22 protein-coding genes are annotated in these 21,174 nt (G+C 60.2%); 17 read left to right on the forward strand and 5 right to left on the reverse strand.

Annotated elements, in window-relative coordinates; genetic code table 11:
• Positions 1 to 110: 110 nt before the first annotated feature.
• The 7 genes from KVG85_RS01655 to KVG85_RS01685 all read left to right on the forward strand — a co-directional run bounded on the left by KVG85_RS01655 (position 111) and on the right by KVG85_RS01685 (position 8,404).
• Positions 111 to 1,115 carry a substrate-binding domain-containing protein gene (locus KVG85_RS01655; RefSeq protein WP_016770973.1) on the forward strand — a complete coding sequence of 335 codons (1,005 nt, stop codon included), beginning with the start codon at positions 111 to 113 and terminating at the stop codon, positions 1,113 to 1,115.
• Between the two features lie 53 nt (positions 1,116 to 1,168).
• Positions 1,169 to 2,716 carry an L-arabinose ABC transporter ATP-binding protein AraG gene (araG, locus tag KVG85_RS01660; RefSeq protein WP_041479431.1) on the forward strand — a complete coding sequence of 516 codons (1,548 nt, stop codon included), beginning with the start codon at positions 1,169 to 1,171 and terminating at the stop codon, positions 2,714 to 2,716.
• Between the two features lie 12 nt (positions 2,717 to 2,728).
• Positions 2,729 to 3,697, forward strand: coding sequence for an L-arabinose ABC transporter permease AraH (araH, locus tag KVG85_RS01665; protein WP_039760239.1), 969 nt, complete (start codon positions 2,729 to 2,731; stop codon positions 3,695 to 3,697).
• Between the two features lie 407 nt (positions 3,698 to 4,104).
• Positions 4,105 to 4,818, forward strand: a complete 714-nt coding sequence (locus tag KVG85_RS01670) for a GntR family transcriptional regulator (RefSeq protein WP_016770970.1) — start codon at positions 4,105 to 4,107, stop codon at positions 4,816 to 4,818.
• Entirely contained in the window at positions 4,815 to 5,813 is a 999-nt protein-coding gene (locus KVG85_RS01675) for an ADP-ribosylglycohydrolase family protein (RefSeq protein ID WP_217862828.1), read from the forward strand. The genes KVG85_RS01670 and KVG85_RS01675 overlap by 4 nt, the downstream gene beginning before the upstream one ends.
• A gap of 202 nt (positions 5,814 to 6,015) precedes the next feature.
• Positions 6,016 to 7,482: a purine-cytosine permease family protein gene (locus KVG85_RS01680; protein WP_217862829.1), complete on the forward strand. Its 1,467-nt coding sequence runs from the start codon at positions 6,016 to 6,018 to the stop codon at positions 7,480 to 7,482.
• A complete protein-coding gene (locus KVG85_RS01685) occupies positions 7,475 to 8,404 on the forward strand; it encodes a PfkB family carbohydrate kinase (RefSeq protein ID WP_217862830.1) in 930 nt (309 codons plus the stop codon). The genes KVG85_RS01680 and KVG85_RS01685 overlap by 8 nt, the downstream gene beginning before the upstream one ends.
• 145 nt (positions 8,405 to 8,549) lie before the next feature.
• On the opposite strand, the gene KVG85_RS01690 is transcribed toward KVG85_RS01685, so the two are convergent.
• The 4 genes from KVG85_RS01690 to KVG85_RS01705 all read right to left on the reverse strand — a co-directional run bounded on the left by KVG85_RS01690 (position 8,550) and on the right by KVG85_RS01705 (position 10,400).
• The gene (locus tag KVG85_RS01690; RefSeq protein WP_071173202.1) at positions 8,550 to 8,930 is read right to left on the reverse strand and encodes a Rho termination factor N-terminal domain-containing protein; all 381 of its coding nucleotides are present in this window, start codon (positions 8,928 to 8,930) and stop codon (positions 8,550 to 8,552) included.
• Between the two features lie 61 nt (positions 8,931 to 8,991).
• Positions 8,992 to 9,249 carry a hypothetical protein gene (locus KVG85_RS01695; RefSeq protein ID WP_024013907.1) on the reverse strand — a complete coding sequence of 86 codons (258 nt, stop codon included), beginning with the start codon at positions 9,247 to 9,249 and terminating at the stop codon, positions 8,992 to 8,994.
• 44 nt (positions 9,250 to 9,293) lie between these two features.
• The gene (locus tag KVG85_RS01700) at positions 9,294 to 9,638 is read right to left on the reverse strand and encodes a hypothetical protein (protein WP_071173201.1); all 345 of its coding nucleotides are present in this window, start codon (positions 9,636 to 9,638) and stop codon (positions 9,294 to 9,296) included.
• Between the two features lie 108 nt (positions 9,639 to 9,746).
• Positions 9,747 to 10,400, reverse strand: a complete 654-nt coding sequence (locus KVG85_RS01705) for an HD domain-containing protein (protein ID WP_217862831.1) — start codon at positions 10,398 to 10,400, stop codon at positions 9,747 to 9,749.
• Positions 10,401 to 10,626: 226 nt separating this feature from the next.
• Here KVG85_RS01705 and KVG85_RS01710 point away from each other — a divergent pair, with 226 nt between their 5' ends.
• From KVG85_RS01710 to KVG85_RS01750, 9 genes are all read left to right on the forward strand, one after another.
• Entirely contained in the window at positions 10,627 to 11,106 is a 480-nt protein-coding gene (locus KVG85_RS01710) for a GNAT family N-acetyltransferase (protein WP_217862832.1), read from the forward strand.
• 159 nt (positions 11,107 to 11,265) lie between these two features.
• Positions 11,266 to 11,568, forward strand: coding sequence for a hypothetical protein (locus KVG85_RS25880; protein WP_225926618.1), 303 nt, complete (start codon positions 11,266 to 11,268; stop codon positions 11,566 to 11,568).
• A 169-nt stretch (positions 11,569 to 11,737) separates the two neighbouring features.
• Entirely contained in the window at positions 11,738 to 12,232 is a 495-nt protein-coding gene (locus tag KVG85_RS01720) for a PAAR domain-containing protein (RefSeq protein WP_217862833.1), read from the forward strand.
• A 6-nt stretch (positions 12,233 to 12,238) separates the two neighbouring features.
• Entirely contained in the window at positions 12,239 to 12,979 is a 741-nt protein-coding gene (locus KVG85_RS01725; RefSeq protein WP_217862834.1) for an alpha/beta hydrolase, read from the forward strand.
• 778 nt (positions 12,980 to 13,757) lie between these two features.
• A complete protein-coding gene (locus tag KVG85_RS01730; protein ID WP_217862835.1) occupies positions 13,758 to 14,747 on the forward strand; it encodes a 2-dehydro-3-deoxygalactonokinase in 990 nt (329 codons plus the stop codon).
• 19 nt (positions 14,748 to 14,766) lie between these two features.
• Positions 14,767 to 15,387 (forward strand): 2-dehydro-3-deoxy-6-phosphogalactonate aldolase, encoded by a 621-nt coding sequence (locus KVG85_RS01735; RefSeq protein ID WP_071173195.1) that lies wholly within the window; start codon positions 14,767 to 14,769, stop codon positions 15,385 to 15,387.
• Between the two features lie 62 nt (positions 15,388 to 15,449).
• A complete protein-coding gene (dgoD, locus tag KVG85_RS01740; RefSeq protein ID WP_007908327.1) occupies positions 15,450 to 16,598 on the forward strand; it encodes a galactonate dehydratase in 1,149 nt (382 codons plus the stop codon).
• A 170-nt stretch (positions 16,599 to 16,768) separates the two neighbouring features.
• Positions 16,769 to 18,079, forward strand: a complete 1,311-nt coding sequence (locus tag KVG85_RS01745) for an MFS transporter (RefSeq protein WP_217862836.1) — start codon at positions 16,769 to 16,771, stop codon at positions 18,077 to 18,079.
• Positions 18,080 to 18,140: 61 nt separating this feature from the next.
• Positions 18,141 to 18,944 (forward strand): IclR family transcriptional regulator, encoded by an 804-nt coding sequence (locus tag KVG85_RS01750; RefSeq protein WP_217864920.1) that lies wholly within the window; start codon positions 18,141 to 18,143, stop codon positions 18,942 to 18,944.
• A gap of 11 nt (positions 18,945 to 18,955) precedes the next feature.
• Here the strand turns inward: KVG85_RS01750 and KVG85_RS01755 are convergent, their stop codons facing one another.
• Entirely contained in the window at positions 18,956 to 20,008 is a 1,053-nt protein-coding gene (locus KVG85_RS01755) for an NAD(P)-dependent alcohol dehydrogenase (protein WP_016770957.1), read from the reverse strand.
• Between the two features lie 190 nt (positions 20,009 to 20,198).
• On the opposite strand from KVG85_RS01755, the gene KVG85_RS01760 reads away from it, so the two are divergent.
• Positions 20,199 to 21,089, forward strand: coding sequence for an AraC family transcriptional regulator (locus tag KVG85_RS01760; protein WP_016770956.1), 891 nt, complete (start codon positions 20,199 to 20,201; stop codon positions 21,087 to 21,089).
• Positions 21,090 to 21,174 lie beyond the last annotated feature (85 nt).

The following is a 21,174-nucleotide window of genomic DNA, read 5'->3' on the forward strand; positions in this document are numbered from 1 at the left end:
CGCTTGAAATCCAATCATCATACGATATGACTATTTTCAAACAGCTTCACTGAGAACACGCTTCAACGCTTTTCAAACCTTGCTCAAAAAAAATAACAAGGAGTCATCTGATGAAACGTCGTTTCGGGATTCGTACCCTGTGCAGCACTGCCCTGGCGGTCACTGCGTTCAGCCTGAGCAGTGCGCTGCTCGCCGCCGACGCGGTGAAGATCGGTTTTCTGGTCAAGCAGGCCGAAGAACCGTGGTTCCAGACCGAATGGGCTTTTGCCGAAAAAGCCGCCAAGGACAAAGGCTTTGAACTGATCAAGATCGCCGTGCCGGATGGCGAGAAGACCCTTTCGGCCATCGATAGTCTGGCCGCCAACGGCGCCAAGGGCTTCGTGATCTGCCCGCCTGACGTGTCCCTCGGCCCGGCCATCATGGCCAAAGCCAAGATCAACGACTTGAAAGTGATTGCCGTCGACGACCGTTTCGTCGATGCCAACGGCAAGTTCATGGAAGACGTGCCGTACCTGGGCATGGCCGCGTTTGAAGTCGGCCAGAAGCAGGGCGCCGCCATGGCTGCCGAAGCGAAGAAGCGTAACTGGGACTGGAAAGACACCTACGCGGTGGTCAACACCTACAACGAACTCGACACCGGCAAGAAGCGCACCGACGGTTCGGTCGATGCCCTGAAGAAGGCCGGCATGCCGGAGGACCACATCCTCTTCGCCGCACTGAAAACCCTCGACGTACCGGGCAGCATGGACGCCACCAACTCGGCGCTGGTGAAACTGCCGAGCGCGGCGAAGAACCTGATCATCGGCGGCATGAACGACAACACCGTGCTCGGCGGCGTGCGCGCTACCGAAGCGGCAGGCTTTGCCGCTAGCAACGTGATCGGCATCGGCATCAACGGCACCGACGCCATCGGCGAATTGAAAAAGCCTAACAGCGGCTTCTTCGGTTCGATGCTGCCAAGCCCGCACATCGAGGGCTACAAGACCGCCGAGATGATGTACGAGTGGATCACCGCCGGCAAAGAGCCGCCGAAGTACACCGCCATGGATGACGTCACCCTGATCACCCGCGAAAACTTCAAGCAAGAGCTGGAAAAAATCGGCTTGTGGAATTGAGGCAGCGACGGCCCGGGCAGCCGGGCCGTTTTTCGGTGTGAAGAGGTGGCTTTATGCACGCGCAAGTACAGACACAAGAACAACACGGCGCCAGCGGCAGCCTGCGCTTCAACGGGATCGGCAAGACCTTTCCCGGCGTGAAAGCGCTCGACGGCATCAGCTTCGTCGCCCACCCCGGCCAGGTTCATGCCTTGATGGGCGAGAACGGCGCGGGCAAATCGACCCTGCTGAAAATCCTCGGTGGCGCCTACATTCCGAGCAGCGGCGAGCTGCAGATCGGCGAGCAGGCGATGGCGTTCAAGTCCACCGCTGACAGCATCGGCAGCGGCGTCGCGGTGATTCACCAGGAACTGCATCTGGTCCCGGAAATGACCGTGGCCGAGAACCTGTTTCTCGGTCATCTGCCGGCCAGTTTCGGCCTGATCAATCGCAGTGAGCTGCGCCAGAAAGCCTTGAATTGCCTGAAAGGCCTGGCCGACGAAATCGATCCGCAAACCAAGGTCGGACGCTTGTCGTTGGGCCAGCGGCAACTGGTGGAAATCGCCAAGGCGCTGTCGCGCGGCGCTCACGTCATCGCGTTCGACGAACCGACCAGCAGCCTCTCGGCGCGCGAGATCGACCGGTTGATGGCGATCATCGGTCGTCTGCGCGACGAGGGCAAAGTGGTGCTCTACGTTTCCCATCGCATGGAAGAAGTCTTCCGCATTTGCGACGCCGTCACCGTGTTCAAGGACGGCCGCTACGTGCGTACCTTCGACGACATGAGCCAGTTGACTCACGATCAACTGGTGACCTGCATGGTCGGCCGCGATATTCAGGACATCTACGATTACCGCCATCGCCCGCGTGGCGCCGTGGCGTTGAAAGTCGACGGCCTGCTCGGCCCGGGCCTGCGCGAGCCGATCAGTTTCGAAGCGCACAAGGGCGAAATCCTTGGCCTGTTCGGGCTGGTCGGAGCAGGGCGCACCGAGCTGTTTCGCCTGCTCAGCGGCCTGGAGCGCAACACCGCCGGCCGTCTCGAATTGCGCGGCCATGAGCTGAAACTGCGCTCGCCCCGTGACGCGATTGCCGCCGGCATTCTGCTCTGCCCGGAAGATCGCAAGAAAGAAGGCATCATCCCCCTGGCCAGCGTCGCCGAGAACATCAACATCAGTGCCCGTGGTGCGCATTCCGGGCTCGGCTGCCTGATTCGCGGCCTGTGGGAAAAGGGCAACGCCGACAAGCAGATCAAGGCCCTGAAAGTGAAAACCCCGCACGCCGGCCAGCAGATCAAGTTTCTTTCCGGCGGCAATCAGCAGAAGGCCATTCTCGGCCGCTGGCTGTCGATGCCGATGAAAGTCCTGCTGCTCGACGAACCGACCCGTGGCATCGACATCGGCGCCAAGGCCGAGATCTACCAGATCATTCATAACCTCGCCGCCGACGGTATTTCGGTGATCGTGGTGTCCAGCGATCTGATGGAAGTGATGGGCATTTCCGACCGCATCCTGGTGCTGTGCGAAGGCGCCCTGCGCGGCGAAGTCAGCCGCGACCAGGCCAATGAATCCAACCTGCTGCAACTGGCTTTGCCACGCCACCGCGCTGACGGCGTGGCGAACTGAGAGGTAACTATGATGACTACGCAAAACGAAACTCTGCCGACCGAGCGCAAACCGCTGGACCTGCGGCGCTTCCTCGATGACTGGGTCATGCTGCTGGCGGCGATCGGCATCTTTGTCGCCTGCACATTGCTGATCGACAACTTCCTCTCGCCGCTGAACATGCGTGGCCTGGGTCTGGCGATTTCCACCACCGGCATCGCCGCGTGCACCATGCTTTATTGCCTGGCATCCGGGCACTTCGACCTCTCGGTCGGCTCGGTTATCGCCTGTGCCGGCGTGGTCGCAGCAGTGGTGATGCGTGACACCAACAGTGTATTTCTCGGGGTCAGCGCGGCATTGGTGATGGGCCTGATCGTAGGTTTGATCAACGGCATCGTGATTGCCAAGTTGCGCGTCAATGCGTTGATCACGACGCTGGCGACCATGCAGATCGTGCGCGGTCTGGCCTATATCTTTGCCAACGGCAAAGCGGTCGGTGTGTCGCAGGAATCGTTCTTCGTCTTCGGCAACGGCCAGCTGTTCGGTGTACCGGTGCCGATCCTGATCACCATTGTCTGCTTCCTGTTCTTCGGCTGGCTGCTGAACTACACCACCTACGGGCGCAACACCATGGCTATCGGTGGCAACCAGGAAGCGGCGTTGCTGGCGGGCGTCAACGTCGACCGGACCAAGATCATCATCTTCGCCGTGCACGGTGTGATCGGCGCGTTGGCAGGTGTGATTCTGGCGTCGCGGATGACTTCCGGGCAGCCGATGATTGGTCAGGGTTTTGAACTGACGGTGATCTCGGCTTGCGTGCTGGGCGGGGTTTCGCTGAGTGGCGGCATCGGCATGATTCGCCATGTGATTGCCGGGGTGTTGATTCTGGCGATCATCGAGAATGCGATGAACCTGAAGAACATCGACACGTTTTATCAGTATGTGATTCGTGGTTCGATTCTGTTGCTGGCCGTGGTCATCGATCGCCTGAAACAGCGCTAACGTCAAAAGCTACCCCTCACCCCAGCCCTCTCCCGGAGGGAGAGGGGGCCGACCGAGGTGTCTGCGTTCTACATCGACCTGAAAGATCGGGTCGATTGTGGGTTCGCTAAAGCAACATCAGTTCGGCGCATTTCCTGAGCACTCCCCAATCAGTTCCCTCTCTCTCCCCGGAGGGAGAGGGGGCCGACCGAGGTGTCTTGCGTTCTACATCGACCTGAAAGATCGGGTCGATTGTGGATTCTCTAAAGCAACATCAGTTCGGCGCATTTCCTGAGCACTCCCCAATCAGTTCCCTCTCCCTCCGGGAGAGGGCTAGGGTGAGGGGCTCTTGATTTTGCTCTCTCCACCGGTCACCTCCCTCAAATTTTTGTTGCCCGCCACGTCCCGTTTCGGTTATCAATTTGTACATGATTAGACAGGTACGATTCGACAAGAAACAACGGGTGGTCGACGAGCTCGTCCGACGCATCGAGAGCGGCCTCATGGAGGACGGTTTTCTGTTGCCCGGCGAACATCAGTTGGCTCAAGAATTCCAGGTCAGCCGTGGCACCTTGCGTGAGGCGCTGGCCGAACTGAAGCGGCGTAATTACATCGCCACGCAGAGCGGTGTCGGTTCCATCGTCACTTTCGACGGAGTCGCGCTAGATCAGCGCAGCGGCTGGGCGCAGGCGTTGGCAGACAGCGGGGCGCTGATCAATACCGAAGTGTTGCGCCTCGAAGCGGTGACTCGCCCGGATCTGCTGGTGCGTTTCGGCACCGATCAATTCATCACCCTCGACCGTCGCCGGCGCGCCACCGACGGTACGCTGGTGTCTCTCGAACGATCCTTGATGCCGGCCAACGGCGGCCTGGAAAGCCTGCCCCGCGTCGGCCTGATCGACAATTCCCTGACCATCACCCTGGCCGCCTACGGCTACATCGGCGAGCGCGGCGATCAGTGGATCGGCGCCGAGCCGCTGAATGCCGAAGACGCCGAGCTGCTCGGCCGTCCGGTCGGCACGGTGTTTCTCAAAGCCTTGCGCACCACCTACGACCGGCAGAACCGTTTCATGGAGCAGGTGGAAAGCCTGCTCGACCCGGTGCACTTTCGTCTGCACCTGCAATTCGGAGAATCGAAATGACCGCGCTCAACCGTGCGCTTGGTGCTTTCTATGGTCTGGCCCTGGGTGACGCGCTGGGCATGCCGACGCAATCGCTCGATCGTGAAACGATCAAGGCGCGCTTCGGCCAGATCACTGATCTGCAAGACGCCGGCCCACTGCAACCGATCGCCGCGAACATGCCCAAAGGCTCGATCACCGATGACACCGAGCAGGCGATTCTGGTCGGCGAGTTATTGGTCGAAGGCCACGGCCGCATCGAGCCGGCGGTTCTCGCCCAGCGCTTGATCGAATGGGAAGCCGAGATGCAGGCCAAAGGCTCGCAGGACTTGCTCGGCCCCTCGACCAAACGCGCCATTGAGATGATCCTCGCCGGGCATTCGCCGGAAGAAGCCGGGCGCTACGGCACTACCAACGGCGCAGCGATGCGCATCACCCCGGTGGGCATTGCCGCGAACGTGGCCGATCCGCAGCGCTTCATTGCGGCGGTCGTGCAGGCTTGCCAAGTGACGCATAACACCACGCTGGGGATTTCCAGTGCGGCGGCGGTGGCGGCGGTGGTCTCCGCTGGCATCAATGACGTCGATCTCGGCGAGGCGCTGAACCTCGGCCAGCAGATCGCGCAGCAAGCCGAAGCGCACGGGCATTGGGTGGCTGGCGGGCGCATCGCCTCGCGCATCAGTTGGGCGCGCAGTATCAGTGTCGACAGCGACAAAGCATTGCTTGCCGATCTGCTCTATGACGTGATCGGTACATCGGTGGCGTCGCAGGAGTCGGTGGTGGTTTCATTCGCCCTGGCTCAGCAAGTGGCCATCGGCGAGATGACGGCATTCGAAGCGCTGTGCATGGCTGCCAGCCTGGGCGGCGACACGGATACCATCGCGGCGATTCTCGGCGCCATGCTCGGGTCTTGCCTGGGGCTTGAATGCTGGCCGCAGCCGATGATCGAGACGGTGAAAGCTGTTAATCATCTGCAGCTTGAGCCGTTGGTGCAGGGGCTGTTGGCCTTGCGTTGACTGGCTGGCCTCTTCGCGAGCAGGCTCGCTCCCACAATTGGAATGCATTCCCTTGTGGGAGCGAGCCTGCTCGCGAAAGGGGTGGCGCATTTCTAAAGAATTCACACAGCAATGGATCGCACAGACAGGCCTCGGAAGGCCGGTTGTCTTGTCGTTTTGCATCATTGCCACAACCACAAAAAAGGCAAACAGGAGCATCTTCATGAGTTCATCAACCGCCGGGCAAAGCGTCGGGCAATTGGAAACCCGGGGCATCGAGCCGGTGCCGGAAGCCGAGTGCAACGGTCATCCGTTGCAGTTGTTCTGGGTCTGGTTTGCGGCAAATATTTCCATCCTCGGCCTGCCGCTGGGCGCCACGCTGGTGGCGTTTCGCGGATTGGCGATCTGGCAGGCGATCATCGTCGCGATTCTTGGTGCCGCCGGTTCGTTTGCCGTGGTCGGGATCATCTCGATTGCCGGGCGACGTGGCCGCGCGCCGAGTCTGACACTGTCGCGGGCGATCTTCGGCGTGCGCGGCAACATCGGCCCGACGCTGGTTTCGCTAATGTCGCGTCTGGGTTGGGAAACCGTCAACACCACCACCGCTGCCTTCGTTCTGCTGTCGCTGTGTTCGATCCTGTTCGGCTCGCCGGTCGAGGCGAAAAGTGCGCCGATACTGACGCTGATCTTTATCGCCATCTTCGTCCTGCTGACCTTGTCGGTGTCCGGCCTCGGCCACGCGACCCTGCTGGTGATCCAGAAGTGGGCGACGTACGTGTTCGGCGCGCTGAACATTCTCGTCGGTGGTTTTCTCTGCGCGACCATCGACTGGAGCGCGGTATTCAACGCCACGCCAGCACCGCTGAGCGCAATGATCATCGGCATCGGCACCATGGCCGCCGGCACTGGTATCGGTTGGGCCAACGCTGGCGCTGACATGTCGCGCTATCAGCATCGCAGCGTCAAGGCTGTGCGCCTGGTGGCGTCGGCGGCGTTCGGCGCGGGCATTCCGCTGGTGCTGCTGATCACTCTCGGCGGCTTGTTGTCGGTGGACAACAATGATCTGGCGTCGGCGACTGATCCGATCGTGGCGATCCGCGACATGTTGCCGACGTGGATGGCCGTGCCGTACCTGATCACCGCGTTCGGCGGTCTGCTGCTGTCGAACAACCTGTCGGTGTACTCCGCCGGCCTGACCACGCTGACCCTGGGCCTGAAGGTCAAACGCGTCTACGCGGTAGTGGTGGATATCGTCGCGATCTTCGCCGGCTCGATCTACTTCATGCTGATCGCCGACAGTTTCTACGGCCCGTTCATTACCTTCATTTCCCTGCTGGCAGTGCCGATCACCGCATGGGTGGGGATTTTCGTGGTCGACCTGATTCACCGTCACTACTACAGCCCCAAAGACCTGCTCGACGTCAGCTCGAGCAGCGCCTACTGGTATCGCGGCGGCATCGAGTGGCGCGCGTTTGGCGCCTGGGCGATCGCCATCGTCCTCGGTTTCAGCTTTACCACCATCGGCACCACGGCGGAAAACGTTTGGTTCAAGGGCTTTTTGTCCGACTCCTGGCTGGGCCACAACGGCCTCGGCTGGATCGTGACCTTCGTCGTCGCCGGTGGCATTTACCTGGTCCTTGGCGGTGCGAAAGATCGCCGCGCCGCGCAACCCGAGAATGCTCATGCCTAAGATGTTGCACACCGGCCAGGTCATCATCGACCTGGTCATGGCCGTAGAAAAACTGCCGCAGATTGGCGGCGACGTGCTGGCGCAGTCGGCGGGGTTCGAAGCTGGCGGCGGTTTCAACGTGATGGCCGCTGCGGTGCGTAACGGTCTGCCGGTGGTTTACCTCGGTCGCCATGGCACGGGGCGTTTCGGTGACCTGGCGCGCCAAGCGATGCAGGCGGAAGGTATCTGCATCGGCATCCGCGAACCGGCGGAGCGCGATACCGGTCTGTGCGTGGCGCTGACCGATGCTTCTGCTGAACGCAGCTTCATTTCCTACATCGGCGCTGAAGGCGAGGTGACCGAGGAGGACCTGAACAGCGTGGCCGCCGAGCCCGGCGATTACGTTTATTTCAGCGGTTACAGTCTGCTGCACGAGGGCAAGGCGCAGGCGTTGCTCGACTGGACGCTGGCCCTGCAGGCGTCGGTCAATGTGGTGTTCGATCCGGGGCCGTTGGTGGAGTCGCCCGATGCGCCAATGATGCAGATGTTGCTGCCGCGCATCGATGTGTGGACCAGCAACAGTGTCGAAGCGCTGCGGTTTATCGGAGCCGATGAGATTGGTATCGCAATGGATCGCCTCGCGGAACTGCTGCCGGAAAATGTGCTGATGGTGGTGCGCGACGGGCCGCAGGGATGCTGGATTCAGCAGCGTGGCGAGCGTCGACAAGTGCCGGGGTTTGCTGTCAAAGCAGTGGACAGCAATGGCGCCGGTGATGCGCATGCCGGGGTGTTTGTGGCCGGGTTGGCGCAGGGGCTGGATGCACTGGAAGCGGCGCGGCGGGCCAATGCGGCAGCCGCGTTGGCGGTAACTCGGTGGGGGCCGGCGACATCGCCGGGGACGGCTGAGGTGGATGCGTTTATCCGCGAGTCCTGCCGCGACTGACATGAGGCCTTCGCGAGCAAGCTCGCTCCCACATTGGATCTACGTCGTACACAAATCTTCTATAGGAGCTGCCGAAGGCTGCGATCTTTTGATCTTGAAAAGCAAAAGATCGCAGCCTTCGGCAGCTCCTACAGTGGGCGTCGTTCTAGCTCGCCTTGCGCAACGCCTCGATCAACTCCTGCTTGCGCATCGAAGACCGCCCCGGAATATTCTTCGCTCGGGCTTCCTTCATCAGGCTATCGACAGTCTGCGTATCCTTCGAAGTCTCGCTGTTGCGTGAATGGCCCTTGCGGCTGGCCACCGCGCGGCGCGATGACTCTTTGCGATCTTCCGATTTGGCACTGGCGGGCTTCTTGCGACCCGAACCGCCTGACTTCTCGCCGCCACCGGATTGTTTGTTCACCGTCGCCCAAGCGCGCGCCTCAGCTTCATCTTTCGACACGCCCTTTTTCTCGTAGCTGTCTTCGATGTGCTCGGCTTTGCGCTTCTGTTCGCTGGTGTATTTGTCTTTGCTTCCACGAGGCATGGGATTTCTCCTCAAGTTGCGGATCCGGCCGCTCGCCGCTTCGACGGCGAGCGGCTTGGCACTACTGCAGATCCAGTTTGCGCGCCGCTTCGACGCCGGCAGAACTGAGCTTGATCGGCAGGTTCAGCGAGTGTTCACCCGCTTCGCTCAAGGTCACGTGACCATGATGAATCAACCCGCGATCCTGCAGGGCGGCGAGGGCGCTGGCCACGACTTTCTCGCCCCGGTAATTGTCCAGCACCTCCTTGCCCAAGCCGTTGGGATGCGCGTGCAGCAGGCGGGTGAGGACTTCTTTTTCCAGGTCTTTGTCGACGTTCATGGTTACCTCTTCATGGGAGTGAATAGGGCGCTCGCGTCGGCGAACTACTGACCGGCACCTTCGGAACCGGAGCCACCGGTGGTGGTCTTCGAGCCGACACCGGGGCCGGCGTTGTCAGGCGCAGTGGCAGGAGAGTCGGGCGTGTTCATGCCACCCTGACGCCCCGGATCGCTGCCTTGAGTGCGCGGATCGGTGCCGGTGGCGGGTGGCTGATTGATCAGCGGCACGCCGGAGCCATCGGTATTCATTCCGGGGGCACTGTTGATAGCGGGCGCGCGTGGCGGGGTCGGATCGGTAGGGCCAGTGCCCGCTGCCGTGGACGAGGCGGCGAACACCGCAGGGCAGAGCAGGGCGCTGAAGACTAAAGCGGTCAACCTTGACGGGATCATAGGGCTTCTCCAGTGATTGGAATCCTTACACTTTGTTGGTCAGCCCTGGTGATGGAATGGTGCCTGATGATCGACGAACGGTCTTCGCCGGGGTCATGTGGCTGCTGTTCAGACGATGCCAATTTCCTCCTTGAACTGCTCCATGAAACCCTTCAGTCGTTGATGACGAATGTGCGCCAGGCGCTGACCGGTCACCGTTTGAAAACCGTCGGCCAGATGTAGCAGTTTGGTCTGGAAATGATCGAGGCAAAAACGCGTGTCATCGTACTCACGCTCAAGCGCTTCGGGATCCTGCGGGTCGTACAGCGCCGAGCCCATGCGCCCGGCCACATAGAAGGTTCGGGCAACACCGAGCATGCCCAGCGAGTCGAGGCGATCGGCGTCCTGGACGATTTTCGCTTCGAGCGTGATTGGAGTGATGTTGGCAGAGAAGCTGTGGGCTTCGATGGCGTGGGCGACGGCGCTGATTTTCTCGTTGGGCCAGTCCAATTCCTTCAGCACGGACGAAGCTTTGTCCGCTGCCAGACGCGAAGCTTGCGAGCGTAGCGGCGAGTTTTTTTCGACCGATACGCAGTCGTGCAACAGCACCGCTGCGAGCAAAACCTCCAGATCGCCGCCTTCGGTTGCATGCAGGGTGCGTGCGGTGTGCCAGACCCGCTGCAGGTGGGCGAGGTCGTGGGCGCCGTCATCTGACGGCTCCAGTGTGTGCCTAATCAGCGCTGATGCCAGTGCTTCCATCGGCGCAAAACAGTTAACGGTCATAAGCATCCTTTCAGAATGTGCGGTATCAACTGTGGGAGCGAGCTTGCTCGCGAAAGCGTCATTTCAGTCAAACGTTGATTCAACTGACAGAATGCTTTCGCGAGCAGGCTCGCTCCCACAAGGGCAACGGTGTTCAGCAAATTGGGCAGGTCAGTATGTTTTGCCATGTGACGAGCGCCGCTGCGCGCCTTAGTATGGCGCTTTAATTTGCAGACAAGGCCTGTCCATGACGATCGAAATCCGCCCGGCGACCCCCAGCGATGCGCCGCAAATCCTCGCCTTCATCACCGAACTGGCAGATTTCGAAAAGGCCCGTCACGAAGTCATCGCCAGCGTCGCCGACATCGAACGCAGCCTGTTCGGCGACGGCGCCACCGCCCACGGCCTGATCTGCCTGCGCGACGGCTCGCCGATCGGCTTCGCGGTGTTCTTCTTCAGTTATTCAACGTGGCTGGGCAGCAATTGCCTGTACCTCGAAGACCTCTACATCACCCCCGAGCAACGTGGCGGCGGCGCCGGCAAAACCCTGCTGCGCCACCTGGCAAAAATCGCCTGCGCCAACGACTGCGGCCGCTTCGAATGGAGTGTGCTGGAATGGAACACCCCGGCCATCGAATTTTACAAGTCGCTCGGTGCGCAACCGCAGGAGGAATGGGTGCGGTATCGCATGGATGGCAAGGTGTTGCGCGAATTTGCCGAGGGCTGAGCACAATGATGGCAATCTACTGCTGATTCAGTTGTCGCCACCGCTCTAGTCCGGCATTCTGTGCGCCATTTTTGCGCGCTCACGGACGACACCTGCAATGCATCTGGCAAAATTTCTCCGCGCCTGTGGAGCCCTCGCTGCGTCAATGAGTGACCAGCTATGAGCGGACTGCAGGCGTCCATGCGTCTGTATGGTCTGGTGAAAACTACCGGCTCTTCTGACGACCCGAATCGACAGGCTGTCGAAATTCTCTGCATGGCCCAGCGCACTGGCGGCGTGGCTATACGGGCTTTCGTGTCGCGGCTCGACGCCGAGTTGATGTCGCGCAGCGCCGGCCTCGGCGAATACCGTGTGGTAGCGCTGAGAACCTTTGATCCCACAGCGATTATCGACGCTCATCAAGGCTGCGCAACTACAACGCCTGGCTCAACGAACTTGATGATGCAACGCCTGCCGAGTTGAGTTGGCAAGCCAACGAAGCCTGGCGTGCCATACAAACCGCGACATCACCTGAAAGCCGGGAGCATTGTCATGCTCTCTTCGACCCGGTCGATAATCGCTGGCGCTTTGCCGCGACCGACATCGACATCTGTCAGCCATCCCCGGCGCCCCTTAAGCAAGGAGCTTTGAATTGAGTGGTAAACCTGCAGCACGCGTCACCGACCCAACCGCCTGCCCACTGCCAGGTCACGGCACCAACCCGATTGTCTCCGGCTCGCCGGACGTATTCTTCGACGGCCTCGCTGCTGCACGCATGACCGATAAATCAGCGTGTGGCAGCCCTATCACCGGAGCGGTCTCCGGCACTGTTTTCATTAACGGCCTGAACGCCGCGATGCTCGATAGCACTGGTGGGCATGGCAATGTCGTGATCGGTGGCTCGGGCACGGTGATCATCGGCCAAAGTGGGGGAGGGGCCGCATTTAGTGGGCTGTTGGCGATGCCGGTGCATTTCACTGACAGGTTGCAAGTAGTCAATCAGGACACCGGAGAGCCGGTCTCTTATCACCCTTACATCATTCAGCGGGGTGACGGCAGTGAAGAGTCTGGCGTGACGGATGCGGCGGGATTTACCCATACCGTCAGTTCGCACCTGGCTGAGACGATTAAATTATTTGTGGAGTAATTAGAGATGGCAAATGGAAGTGCTACAGCAGAGGCTCCACCACCGCCAATGGCGAAAAGGGATCCGGTGAGTCATACACTTACTTGCAAGACAGATCAATCGGTCAAGCAAGTAACAGTAAGCATCCGCGATGCAATGGTTTTTCTTGTTGGTGGAGCTGGCGATCAGGAACGGTATTACGTTGATGGTCCCAATCACAATGTCGACTATGTGCGAGACATGGTCGACGCGGACATCGAAGCGCTGGAAATACAGAAATCTTGTACGACGTTGCCTCTTGGTTATAACTCATTTATGAGTGAGGAGGATTTGGAACGTAACGTTATTCGAAAAATTCCAAGTTGCAATACTGCGATTTATATCATTGGCCACAGTTTGGGGGGCTGGAACGGTGCTCATTTGTCTGCGATTTTAACCGAGCGCGGTTTCAAAATAAAACTTTTGGTGACCCTGGATCCCGTAGGGCACGGCAAAATCGTATATGGTATTTCGAAAATATATCGTCAGGTTCCCAAGCCTAAAGCGCAGTATTGGGTAAATATCAGGGCAGCTGCGGTCGATTGGAACCTGTCAGATCTGGTTGCAGACTTTGGTGAGCAATGGGAGATCTCCGAAGGACCGAACGTCATGGGGCGGCTCGATATCAATCACGCAGATGCCAACTCTATGTATGCTCACGCCTTGCCCGGTGGAAAGTCAGCGCGACAGATTGTAGCGGAGTCAATATTCAACTGGATTAAGGGGTAACTACCTGTGAAGGTTTTAATCTTGACAATATGTATGTCGGTGCTCTCGGCTTGTTCTTTGAATCATGGTCGGCCCATTGCTAACCTCAAATACGAAAAGACAGAGCGGCTTCGTACTACCGGAATTTATCAAGTTTATTTCAAGTCCGACGTGGAACTTCTCGGCCTGTTCAAGTCGTCTATAGGGCGTGGGCTGGTCTGCTCGTTGACGAATGACCTTGATTTTTCTCAGGCACACCGAATTAAACAGTCCGGCTTCGGGTTTATCGAGAGGGTTTCGCCGGACTCGTTAATCTATAGGGCAGATGTCATTTTTGACGAGTTGGTAGACGATGAGGGGGGAGAAAGGCGCCTGAAAGGGGAAACACTGGATCCCTTTTTAAAAGCCAGAGATTCCTTTTCCTGTGTGTATAGAGTCCACTCCACTACATACAAGACGTATTTTTCCAAGATTATGCGGGTGCCTAGCGCGGATTTGCTGACAACTGGACCTGCAAAATAAAAAGTATACCGTCCGGCCTTGTCTCTTTCGAGGGCCGCTCTCCCTGAGTATTTTCCCGACCGCAGCGGCATGGCGAACCTTGCATTTTTGTCCGTGCAAGCCTGACTCGGCCCTTCGATCGCCATCGTTGCAGCCCAAGAGGGGGCGCTTTGAGTGAGGTGATACCGTTACTGTTGATTTTCCCATAATGTGGGATTGATATTTATATATTGAGATTTCCCGTCCCTCGGGTTTATAGTCCGTCGCACTCACTGCCAAAAACAAAACAGGTGAAGCGATGCAGGCGCAATTGATCGCGCTCGATTGGGGGACGACCTCATTACGTGCTTACAAACTCGCGGCGGACGGTGTGGTGCTGGAGCAGCGTGCGCTGTCGTCCGGGATCATGCAGTTGCCCAAGCCCCCGCGAATCATCCACGGCCGTGAATGCGCCGATGGTTTTGAACTGGCCTTCGACGAAGCCTGTGGTGACTGGCTCGATGCGCAGCCGGATCTGCCGGTAATCGCTTGCGGCATGGTCGGCAGTGCGCAGGGCTGGCGCGAGGCGGCTTACTGCGAGACGCCCGCCGACGTCGCTCATCTCGGAAATTCCCTACAAACCGTTGTCAGTCTTCGCGGTACGCCGGTGCATATCGTCCCGGGCGTGATTCAGCGTTCGCGACTGCCGAATGTAATGCGTGGCGAAGAAACCCAAGTCCTCGGCGTGCTGCAAAGTCTGCCGGCCGAGGCGGGTAACGACCTGTTGATCGGCCTGCCCGGCAGCCACTCGAAATGGGTGGAAGTGGTCGATGGCCGTATCACTCATTTCGACACCTTCATGACTGGCGAAGTCTTCGCCGTACTCAGCGAACACAGCATCCTCGGCCGTACCCAACAACCGAGCGCGACCTTCGATGCGCAGGCGTTTGATCGCGGTGTGCAGATCGCGCTGTCGACGGATGCCGAGCTCGGTGTGCTGTCGACCTTGTTCAGCGCCCGCACCCTCGGTCTTACCGGCGAACTGAGCCCGACTGCTCAAGCGGATTATCTGTCCGGCCTGATGATCGGCCATGAGCTGGCCGCACTCGCCAACGTGCAGCGGCGCCGGCGCAAACAAGCGAATCTTCCATCGATCGTGCTCATCGGCAATGCGCAGCTGTGCGCGCGTTATCGCCGTGCCCTCGACGCCTGCGGCTTTGCTCAGGTGACGCTGGCCGAGCAGGCCACCGAGCGTGGCCTGTGGCAACTGGCGCGCGCCGCCGGACTGATCGATTCCTCATCTCGTTAACCCTGACTGGAGGCCTGACATGCTCAAGCAAGCACTGGCACAAAACGGTCTGATCGCGATTCTGCGTGGCCTGCAACCGCAGGAAGCGGCGGCTGTCGGTGAAGTCCTGTATTCCGCCGGATTTCGCGTCATCGAAGTACCGCTCAATTCCCCATCGCCGTACGAAAGTATCCGCATCCTGCGTGATGCGCTGCCCGCCGATTGCCTGATCGGTGCCGGCACGGTGCTCAGCCCCGAGCAGGTCGAGCAGGTCAAAGCGGCTGGCGGCCAAGTGATCGTCATGCCGCACAGCGATGCCAAGGTGTTGCGCGCGGCGAAAGCGGCGGGGCTGTACCTGTCGCCTGGCGTGGCTACGCCGACCGAAGCCTTCGCCGCACTGGCTGAGGGCGCGGACATTCTCAAGCTGTTTCCGGCCGAACAAATGAACCCGGCGGTCGTCAAGGCCTGGCTCGCGGTATTGCCAGCCGGCACGGTGCTGGCGCCGGTCGGCGGCATTACGCCGGACAACATGCAGGCCTTTATCGATGCCGGTGTGAAAGGTTTCGGTCTCGGTTCCGGCCTGTTCAAACCGGGCATGACGCCCGAGCAGGTGGCGGTCAATGCCAAGGCCTACGTGGCTGCCTGGAAAGCCCTGCGTTAAGAATTTTTGGGCGCTGTGTGCGCTGCATCTAATAAAAGCTGCATTTACAAAAGAGAGCAGAGATGAAAATCACCAAACTCACGACCTTCATCGTTCCGCCGCGCTGGTGCTTCCTCAAGGTCGAAACCGACGAGGGCGTGACCGGTTGGGGCGAGCCTGTGGTTGAAGGGCGCGCCCATACCGTAGCTGCTGCGGTGGAAGAATTGTCCGACTACCTGATCGGCAAAGACCCACGCAATATCGAAGACATCTGGACCGTGCTCTATCGCGGTGGCTTCTACCGTGGCGGCGCGATTCACATGAGCGCGCTGGCCGGTATCGACCAAGCGCTGTGGGACATCAAGGGCAAGGCCCTCGGCGTGTCGGTCAGCGATCTGCTCGGTGGCCAGGTGCGCGACAAGATTCGTGTCTATTCGTGGATCGGCGGCGACCGTCCGGCCGACACCGCGCGTGCGGCGAAAGAAGCAGTGAGCCGTGGTTTCACGGCGGTGAAAATGAACGGCACCGAAGAACTGCAGTTCCTCGACACCTTCGAGAAAGTCGACCTCGCCCTGGCCAACGTTGCCGCCGTGCGTGATGCGGTGGGGCCGAACGTCGGTATCGGCGTCGACTTTCACGGCCGCGTGCACAAGCCGATGGCCAAGGTGCTGATGAAGGAGCTCGACCCGTACAAACTGATGTTCATCGAAGAACCGGTGCTCAGCGAAAACTACGAAGCGCTGAAAGAACTGGCGCCGCTGACCAGCACGCCGATCGCACTGGGCGAGCGCTTGTTTTCGCGCTGGGACTTTAAACGGGTGTTGAGCGAAGGTTACGTCGACATTATCCAGCCGGATGCCTCCCACGCTGGCGGCATCACCGAAACCCGCAAGATCGCCAACATGGCCGAAGCCTACGACGTCGCGCTGGCGCTGCATTGCCCGCTAGGCCCGATCGCCCTGGCGGCCTGTTTGCAACTGGACGCGGCTTGTTACAACGCGTTTATCCAGGAGCAGAGCCTGGGCATCCATTACAACGAGAGCAACGACTTGCTCGACTACGTGAAGGATCCGCGCGTGTTCGACTACGACAAAGGCTTCGTGAAGATTCCGAACGGCCCGGGACTGGGCATCGAGATCAACGAGGAATACGTGATCGAGCGTGCCGCCGTCGGCCACCGCTGGCGCAACCCGATCTGGCGTCATGCCGATGGCAGCTTTGCCGAGTGGTGAGTTCCGCCTGACACACCACAAAACCCTGTGGGAGCGAGCTTGCTCGCGAATGCGGCAGGTCAGTCACATTGATGCCGGATGTGCCGCCGTCTTCGCGAGCAAGCTCGCTCCCACAGGGTGCAGTGCAGGCCTCAGGCCGACCTCAATAAACATAAAAAGAGGCTCTCCTCATGCAAACGCATACCCTCTCCGGGCAGGCGTCTTTAGTCACGCCTAGTCGCAAGCGATTTTTCATCATGGTGTTGCTGTTCATCACCGTGGTCATCAACTACCTGGACCGCAGCAACCTGTCGATTGCCGCGCCGGCGCTGACCAGTGAGCTGGGCATCGATCCGGTACACGTCGGTCTGATCTTCTCCGCCTTCGGCTGGACTTACGCCGCGATGCAGATCCCCGGCGGCTGGCTGGTCGATCGCGTGCCGCCGCGCATCCTTTACAGCGTCGCGCTGCTGCTGTGGTCGGTGGCCACGGTGATGCTCGGTTTCGTCAGCAGCTTCATCGCCCTGTTCGTGCTGCGCATGGCTGTCGGTGCGCTGGAAGCGCCGGCCTATCCGATCAACAGCCGCGTGGTCACCACCTGGTTTCCCGAGCGCGAACGCGCCACGGCGATCGGTTTCTACACCTCCGGACAGTTTGTCGGCCTGGCCTTCCTGACCCCGGTGCTGGCGTGGCTGCAACATGAATTCGGCTGGCACATGGTGTTCGTCGCCACCGGCGCGGTGGGCATTCTCTGGGCGCTGATCTGGTACGCGGTGTATCGCGAGCCGCGCGATTTCAAAGGCACCAATCAGGCGGAAATCGACCTGATCCGCGAAGGCGGCGGGCTGGTGGATATCCAGGCCGAGGCGGCCAAGGTCAAAGCCAAATTCAGTTGGACCGATCTGGGCATCGTCCTCAGCAAGCGCAAGTTGTGGGGCATCTACCTCGGCCAGTTCTGCCTGAACTCGACGCTGTGGTTTTTCCTCACTTGGTTTCCGACCTATCTGGTGAAATATCGCGGGATGGACTTTATCAAGTCCGGTCTGCTCGCATCGCTGCCGTTTCTTGCCGCGTTCGTCGGCGTGTTGTGCTCGGGATTCTTTTCCGACTTCCTGATCCGGCGCGGGCACACCGTGGGCTTCGCGCGCAAGCTGCCGATCATTGGCGGGCTGCTGATTTCGACTTCGATTATCGGTGCCAACTTTGTCGAGTCGACCCCGCTGGTGATTGCCTTCCTCGCCCTGGCATTTTTCGGCAACGGGCTGGCGTCGATCACCTGGTCGCTGGTGTCAACGCTGGCACCGGCGCGGTTGCTCGGTCTGACCGGTGGCGTGTTCAACTTCATCGGCAACCTCTCGGCGATTGCTACGCCGATCGTGATCGGCTTCCTTGCCAGCGGCGATTCGTTCGCGCCGGCGATCACCTACATCGCTGTGCTCGCACTGGTTGGTGCCTTGTCCTACGTGCTGCTGGTGGGCAAGGTCGAGCGTATCGAGTTGTAGTGCTCAGTCTCGGGCGACCATAATGCCGCCCGTTCCTTCGCTCAACGGTAAAAGGCTGGATATGCAGGAAAACGCCCCGGAAAAAACCAAGGACGCCGCGCCCACCGGCACCCAGACGCTGCTGCGCGGCCTCGGTGTGGTGCAGGCGGTGGCCAGCGGCGCGCGTGATCTCAAGGAGATTGCCCGGCTGATCGGCACCACGCGCAGCACCACCCATCGTCTGGCCAGTTGCCTGGTCGACGAGCGTTATCTGCGCGTGGTGCCGCAGATCGGTTATCTGCTCGGGCCGAAACTGATCGAACTGGGCTTCCAGGCCCGCGAAGAGTTGCCGCTGGTGACCCTGGCCGGGCCGTATCTGGATGAGTTGTCGGCACTGACCGGCGACACGGTGCATTTGGGGATCAGGGAAGGCGACGAAGTGCTGTACCTGCTGAAGAATCCAGGACGCAACGGCCCGGAAATGCGCTCACGGGTCGGCCATCGCATGCCGCTGGTGCGCACCGGGATCGGCAAGGCCTTGATGCTCGATGATTCGCCGCAGGATTGGCGGCGGCTGTACGACATCAGCCTGCCGGCGGGGGGCAAAAGTCAGTTCTGGCCGCAGCATCCTCAGCAGTCGTGGGAACAGCTTGAGCAGCGCATGGGCGAATACGTTGCCGGTGGCTACGCGTTCGATCTGGAGGACAACGAACCGTCGATCCGCTGTGTGGCGGCGCCGATTCGTGATGCGAGCAAGGGCATTGTCGCGGCGATCAGTATCGCCAGCACCGTGCCGTACATGCCGTTGGAAAAAATGGCCGAGTTGATCCCCCTGCTCAAAGGGGTCACAACCCGGCTGTCGGCGGAGCTGGGCTTGAAGGTGTAAGCCGTGAAGGTTTAAGCCTTCAGCGTCGCCATGTCGATGACGAAGCGGTATTTCACATCACCGGCGATCATCCGCGCGTAGGCTTCGTTGATCTGGCGGATGTCGAGCATTTCGATGTCGCAGGTGATGTTGTGCTCGGCGCAGAAATCCAGCACTTCCTGGGTCTCGGCGATACCACCGATCAGGGAGCCGGCCAATACGCGGCGGCTCATCACCAGTTTGCCGGCGTGGACGGGCGGGTTCACCGGCTCGATCAGGCCGACCAGAATGTGCACACCGTCGAAACGCAGGGTGTCGAGGTACGGGTTCAGATCGTGCTGCACCGGGATGGTGTCGAGCAGGAAGTCGAAGTAGCCGGCCGCGGCCTTCATCTGCTCGGCATCGGTGGAGACGATGACGTGATCCGCGCCCTGACGGCGACCTTCTTCAGCCTTGCTCGCCGAGCGGGTGAACAGCGTCACTTCCGCGCCCATGGCCTTGGCGAACTTGATGCCCATGTGGCCGAGGCCGCCCATGCCGAGAATGCCGACCTTGTCACCGGCCTTGACGCCGTAGTGCTTGAGCGGCGAGTAAGTGGTGATGCCGGCGCAGAGAATCGGTGCAGCGCTGGCCAGAGCCAGTTTCTCGGGGATGCGCACAACGAAGTGTTCGCTGACAACGATGCTGTCGGAGTAACCGCCCATGGTGTTGCTGCCATCGACCCGGTCCGGGGTGGCGTAAGTCATGGTCGGGCCTTCGAGGCAATATTGCTCGAGGTTCGCCTGGCAGGCTTCGCAGCTGCGGCAGGAATCGACCATGCAGCCGACGCCGACCAGATCGCCTACCTTGTGACGGGTGACATTCGCACCAACAGCGGTGACTTTTCCGACGATCTCATGGCCGGGCATCAGCGGATAAACGGCGATTCCCCATTCGTTGCGTGCCTGATGGATGTCGGAATGGCAGACGCCGCAGTAGAGAATTTCGATCGCCACGTCGTCGGCGCGCGGGCTGCGGCGTTCGAATTTCATCGGGGCGAGGGGAGTGGTGGCCGATTGGGCGGCATAGCCGATGGCGGTGTACATGGGTGACCTCGCAAAAACAGTGACAAGTGAGGCGGTGAATTCTGGCCGCCAGAGGCGGGGGCGGCCATGACGATTTCTCCGGGTCTCATGCCTAATCCTCCGGCATGCGGGTTTCGGCGATCGCATTGGCCAGCGGATCTGCGATGATGTTTTCATCCCCTTTTCCGTGAATTTTACGAAGACCTATTCGATGCAGTTGACCCGTCATCTTGATGCCAATGCCCGGCTGGTTTCGCTGATCGAACCGCTGGCGCTGCGCGATGGCTACAGCCAGACCGGCCTGCCCGGTGTGCAGATTTTGCGCGCCAGTTGCGACGTCGCCCGTGGCCCGCATATCTACGAGCCGAGCCTGATGATCATCGCCCAGGGCAGCAAACTGGCGTTCCTCGGCCCACGGACCATGGAATATGGCGCCGGGCATTACCTGATCCAGGCGCTGCCGGTGCCGTTCGAATGCGAAACCTTTGCCTTGCCCGATGCGCCATTGCTCGGTGTGTCGGTGGCGATCGATCGTGTCCTGCTCGGCGAACTGGTGCTGGCCATGGGGCTGGCGCCGGGGCGGCATATTCCGGCGCAGACGCCGGAGTCGATGACCTCGGTGGTGCTCGACGATGGGATGCGCGGTTGTGTCGAACGGCTGCTCAGCTGTCTGCACGATCCGCTGGAATGCCAGATTCTCGGCCCTGCGCGGGTTCGCGAATTATTGTTCGTCGCGCTGCGCGGGCCGCAAGCGGATGTGTTGCGGGCGTTGGTCGAGCAACAAGGGCAATTCGCTCGGGTGGCGGCGTCGATCAGCCATCTGCATGCGCATTACACCGAGCCGCTGAATGTCGAGACTTTGGCCGGTTGCGCGAACATGAGCGTGTCGACGTTTCATGAGCATTTCAAACGCAGCACGCTGTTGTCGCCGGTGCAGTATCTGAAGCGTTTACGTTTGTTGAAGGCGCAGACGCTGCTGGTGGCGGAGGGGCTGGGTGTCGCGCAGGTGGCGCATCGGGTGGGGTATCAGAGCACGTCGCAATTCAGTCGCGAATACAAGCGCTACTTCGAACGCAGCCCGGGGGATGAGCGCGCTGCCTGATCCGCTGAAGATCCCCTGTAGGAGTGAGCCTGCTCGCTCCCACAGTTGTTTTGTAGTGTCAGAGGAATTTTGGGCAACAAAAAGG

The organism is Pseudomonas triticicola (assembly GCF_019145375.1).
GTDB classification, from domain to species: domain Bacteria; phylum Pseudomonadota; class Gammaproteobacteria; order Pseudomonadales; family Pseudomonadaceae; genus Aquipseudomonas; species Aquipseudomonas triticicola.